Source organism: Halorubrum sp. CBA1125 (genome assembly GCF_009742825.1).
Classification (GTDB): Archaea; Halobacteriota; Halobacteria; order Halobacteriales; family Haloferacaceae; genus Halorubrum.
The window spans coordinates 1-5032 of record NZ_WPCE01000194.1; the positions used below are offsets into that span (position 1 = coordinate 1).

At 71.9% G+C, this 5032-nt stretch carries 4 protein-coding genes and 1 pseudogene; 4 read left to right on the forward strand and 1 reads right to left on the reverse strand.

All coding sequences use genetic code 11. The features are described 5' to 3' along the window. From GJ633_RS13680 to GJ633_RS13690, 3 genes are all read left to right on the forward strand, one after another. On the forward strand, positions 1–181 hold a 181-nt coding region (locus GJ633_RS13680), incomplete at its 5' end, for a universal stress protein (protein WP_197431349.1). A gap of 77 nt (positions 182–258) precedes the next feature. After that, complete coding sequence (locus tag GJ633_RS13685) at positions 259–1569, forward strand: DHH family phosphoesterase (RefSeq protein ID WP_156589259.1); 1311 nt, start codon at positions 259–261, stop codon at positions 1567–1569. Between the two features lie 95 nt (positions 1570–1664). Then, positions 1665–2669, forward strand: coding sequence for a carbohydrate kinase family protein (locus GJ633_RS13690; protein WP_156589260.1), 1005 nt, complete (start codon positions 1665–1667; stop codon positions 2667–2669). Between the two features lie 11 nt (positions 2670–2680). Here GJ633_RS13690 and gpmI read toward each other — a convergent pair. Beyond that, positions 2681–4230, reverse strand: a pseudogene (gene gpmI, locus GJ633_RS13695) (2,3-bisphosphoglycerate-independent phosphoglycerate mutase). 273 nt (positions 4231–4503) lie between these two features. Here gpmI and GJ633_RS13700 point away from each other — a divergent pair. Next, positions 4504–5032 (forward strand): ArsR family transcriptional regulator (locus tag GJ633_RS13700; RefSeq protein ID WP_156589261.1); only part of this gene is annotated, 529 nt, incomplete at its 3' end.

The following is a 5032-nucleotide window of genomic DNA, read 5'->3' on the forward strand; positions in this document are numbered from 1 at the left end:
GATCGCCGCGTACGCCCGGGACGTCGACGCCGACGTGGTCGCGATGGGAACCCGCGGGCGACACGGCGAGAACCGGTTCCTCATCGGCTCGGTCGCCGAGCGCGTCGTCCGGACGTGTCCGATCCCGGTGTTGACCGTCAGACAGCTCACCGACGAGGACCCGCGGCGGACGACGATCTGAGTCGCCGGCGGTCGGCGCGGTTCTCCGACCTTGCCGGAGAACGGCGGAGTTTTCCCCCTCCCGCCCGGCTCGACGGTATGGACGACGACCTCATCGACGAAGCCGATATCCCCCGCTCGCGGTACACGCGACTGCCGGGGAAGGGCTTCTTCTATCCGGACTCGCTGGACGAAGAGCGCGCCGAGCGGCGGGCGAAGGAGGCGATCGAGGGGAGCGAGGCGGTCGTGATCGCCGACGGCGACGCCGACGGACTCGCGTGCGCGGCGATGGTCCGCGAGGCGTACGACGCCGCCCTCGATGTCGAGGCCTTCGAGTCGGCGATCGCGGCGCGGCTCGCGGACGGGAAAGCGGCGGACGACAAAGAAACGGGCGACGAAGCCGCCGAATCTGCCGAAAGGGATGTCGACGAAGCTACCGAAGTCGCGGACGGGACGGACGACGATCCGACCGCGAACGCCCACGCCGAGTCGCCGGTCGGGCTCGTCGCTGCGGGGCCGTACTCGCTCGACACCGCGCTCGAACGGGTCGACGCGTACGCCGACGACGGGATCGATCTCTTCGTCTGTGACCTCTGTCCGGACGAGTTCGAGTGGGTCGAAGCGCCGCTGACGGCGCTCGCGGAGTCGACCGACGCGATCCGCTGGTTCGACCACCACCAGTGGGACGCGTCGACGGCCGAGGCGGTCCGCGGCCTCGGCGTCGACCTCGTGGTCGGCGAGTCCGACGAGGAGTGTACCGCCGACGTGGCGCTCCGATCGCTCGACCACGACTTCGCCGATCGGTGGGCGGAGCTGGCGGCCGTGACGCGCGACCACGACCTCTGGATCAAAGAGGACCCCCGCTCGGACGACCTCGCCGACTACTCGCACTGGGCCGGCAGCGAGGAGTACGCCACGGTCGTGGGCGCGTACGGGGCAGACCTCCCCGAGACCGTCCGGGCGTTCGTGGCGGACCGCCGCGTCGAGAAGGAGGCGCGGATCGACGCCGCCGTCGACCGCGCGGTCACCCGGGAGGTCGGACCGTGGACCGTCGCGGTGACGTACGGTCGGTGCTCGCAGAACGAGGTCGCGGAGGCCCTCCGCGAGGACGGCGCCGACGCCGCGGTGATCGTCAAGCCGGCCGGCTCCGCGTCGATCCGCGGCTCCGACGGTTTCCGGCACGCCCACGAGGTCGCCGGCAAGGTGAACGGCGGGGGCCACCCGCAGGCGGCGGGCTGCAAGCCCGACATCTACGACGACATGCTCGATTACGCCCACCACTGGACGACCGAGGGTCAGGCGTGCCGCCGGGTCATCCTCGCCGCGTTCGAGGCGGTCGCCGAAGAGGTCGCGGCGGACACGGCGGCGGGAGACACGGCAGATTCGGACGCCGAGAACGCGGAAGACTGATCCGGCCCCGTCGGCGGCGGGAGCGGCTCCCCTCGACCGATCGCGTTCGGTCCGATCCTGGCCATTTATACTCTCCGGCGGTCCATCCCCACGGCATGTCCGATATCTTGGTAGCCGGTGAGACCCTCATCGACTTCCTCCCCGAGCCCGGAGAGACGCTTCGCGAGGTCGACGGTTTCTCCCACCGGCCGGGCGGCGCGCCCGCGAACGTCGCGGTCGGGGTCGCTCGCCTCGGCGAGCCGCCGGCGTTCTGGACGCGGCTCGGCGACGACCCGTTCGGCGACTTCCTCCGGGAGACGCTCGTCGCCGAGGGCATCTCGACGGACCACGTCGAGCGCGTCACGGGGAACACGACGCTCGGGGTGGTCTCGCCGCCGGGCGTCGACGGTCGACGCTTCCGCTTTTACGGCTCGGGGGACGTCACCTTCGGCTTCGAGCCGTCTGCGATCCCCGCGGACGCGCTGGAGGCGTGCTCGTGGGTCCACCTCGCCGGCGTGGCGCTCACGCACCCCCGCGGGCGGGCCGCGATGCCGGCGCTGGCCACGCAGGCCAGCGAGCGGGGATGTACCGTCTCGTTCGACGTGAACTACCGTCCCGACCTCATCGCGGCGGGCGACGAGGAGGCGGTGTCGACGGCGATCCGCGAGACGGTCGCCGCGAGCGACGTGGTGCTCTGTAGCGACGAGGAGGTCGCCGCGACCGGCCTCTCTTCGAACGAGGACGAGCAGCTGGCCCGCGACCTGCTGGCGCTCGGTCCGGACGCCGTCGTCGTCACCCTCGGCACCGCCGGAGCGCTCGCCGCGACGTCGGCCGCGTCGCCGTGGGGCGAACGGACCGTCCGGCACGCGGGGTTCGAGGTCGACGCCGTCGATGCCACCGGCGCGGGCGACGCCTTCACCGCGGGGCTGATCGCCCACCTCTCGGCCGTCGACGCCGGTGACGCCGCGGCCCCGAGCGACGCGGCAGACGGCGACAGCGCCTTCGACGACGCGGTCGCGTTCGCCAACGCGACCGCCGCGCTCTCGGTGCAGGACCTGGGCGGGATGAGCGCGCTCCCCTCGCGGGACCAGGTCGAAGCGTTCCTCGCCGAGCGCCGGTAGTCTCCCGACCGTCACTCCGCGAGGAGGTTCTCGCCGGTCATCTCCGCGGGCCGATCGATGCCCATCAGATCGAGCAGCGTCGGGGCGATGTCGCACAGCGAGCCGTCATCGCGGACGCGGCGTCCGCCGTCGTCGCCGTCGGGCGCGAGGTAGACGAACGGGACGGGGTTGAACGTGTGGGCGGTGTGGGGATCCTCGGGCGTTCCCATGTCGTCGGCGTTGCCGTGGTCGGCCGTCACGACCGCGTGGCCGCCGGCGTCGGCGACCGCGTCGAGGAGCCGGGCGAGCTCTTCGTCGACGGCCTCGACCGCCGCGACGGCGGCGTCGAAGTCGCCGGTGTGACCGACCATGTCGGGGTTCGCGTAGTTCAACACGAGCAGGTCCGGGTCCGCGGTCTCGATCGTCGCGACCGCCTCGTCCGTCACCTCCGGGGCGGACATCTCCGGCTGCCGGTCGTACGTGGGGACGTCGGGGCTCTCGACGATCGTCCGGTGCTCCCCCTCGAACTCGACCTCGCGGCCGCCGTTGAGGAAGTAGGTCACGTGCGGATACTTCTCCGACTCGGCGATCCGGAGCTGTGTCAGCCCCGCGTTCGAGACGACCTCACCGATCGTGTTCGTCGGCTGCCGCGGCGGGAACGCGACGGGGAACGAGTACGTCTCGTCGTACTCGGTCATCGTGGTCAGCCCGATCTCGGGCTGGTCGAGATCGACCTCCCACGCCGGCTCCGTGTCCGTCAGCATCCGGACGAGCTGGCGTGCGCGATCGGCCCGGAAGTTGAAGAAGACGACCGCGTCGCCGTCGGCGAGCGCGGGCGAGCCCGCGACCAGCGTCGGCTCGATGAACTCGTCGGTCTCGCCGCGGGCGTGCGCCTCCCGGGCCGCCGCGACCGCCGTCTCGGCCTCGTGGGGTGCCTCGCGCTCGACGATGGCGTCGTACGCGGACTTCGTCCGCTCCCAGTTCTCGTCGCGGTCCATCGCGTAGTAGCGGCCCGTCACCGTCGCGACGTGGCCCGTGCCCCGCTCGTCGGCGCGCTCGGTCACCTCGGCGAGGAAGCGGTCGCGATCGCCGGGGCGGTGTCGCGGCCGTCGGTGAACGCGTGGGTCGTCGCGGGGACGCCGGCGTCCGCGGCCGCGTCGATCAGCGCGAGCAGGTGCGCGACGTCGGAGTGGACGCCGCCGTCGGAGACGAGCCCCATGAAGTGGGCCCGGCCGCCGGTCGACGCGGCGTGATCGAGCGCGTCGGCGACGGCGTCGTTGTCGGCGAGCGACCCCTCCGCGAGCGCGTCCGTGATCCGGGTGTACGCCTGCTTGACGACCCGTCCCGCGCCGATGTTCAGGTGGCCGACCTCGGAGTTGCCCATCTGTCCCTCGGGGAGCCCGACGCGGCGTCCGTGGACGACGAGCCGACCGTCCGCCCCGCGCGCGACCGCGTCGTCGAACGTCGGCGTGTCCGCGGCGGCGACCGCGTCGCGGCCCGGCGTCCGCCCGTCGACGGTCGTCTCCCCGTCCCGTCCGCCGCCGATCCCCCACCCGTCGAGGACCACGAGTGCCGTCTCCATACGGCAGCGTGCCGCCGGCGTGGTAACTACCCTTCGGTGGCGCGTCCGACCGGCCGACTGCCACGGGAGCCCGGATCTCTCCGTTCGGACCCCGTCGGCCGCGATCGGACGGGATGGATGGACGCGAGATGGATGGATCTGAGAGCGCGAGCGGTCCGTTCGGGATCCCACGGGTCGTTCGGGATCCGACGGGCGATCCGCGCGAGACCGGGCACGCGATCCGCGTCTCCGAGGAAGTCAGCCTTATACACGTCGGACGCTAACTCTACGTTAATGGACTCCGCGGTACTGCTCGATCTCCTCGGGAACGAGAATCGGCGACGCATCCTCCGGCTGCTCGCCACCAAGCCCTGTTACGTCACGGAGATCTCGGAGTACCTCGACGTGAGCCCGAAGGCGGTCATCGACCACCTGCGGAAGCTGGAGGAGGCCGGCCTGATCGAGTCGACGACGGACGACCAGCGCCGCAAGTACTTCCGGATCACTCGCAGCCTCCGGTTGGAGGTGAGCGTCTCCCCGTACGGGTTCGGCGCGAAGAGCGCCTACCCCGCGAAGAACAGCCTCGACATGTCCGGCCGGTGTCCGCACCTCTCCATCGAGCTGCCGGACGGCTCGGGCTCCGCGAACGACCTCGCGGACCTCGCGAGCGAGTACGCCCGCCTGCAGGACCTCGACCGGGAGCTGTCGCTGGCCCACCGGTGGGTGCAGGGGCGCGTCGAGGACACCCTCGCGAAGATCGACGAGCGGCTCGGCACGGACGCCGACAGCCGCTTTTTTCGCGGCCGTCCTCTCCGCGCTGATC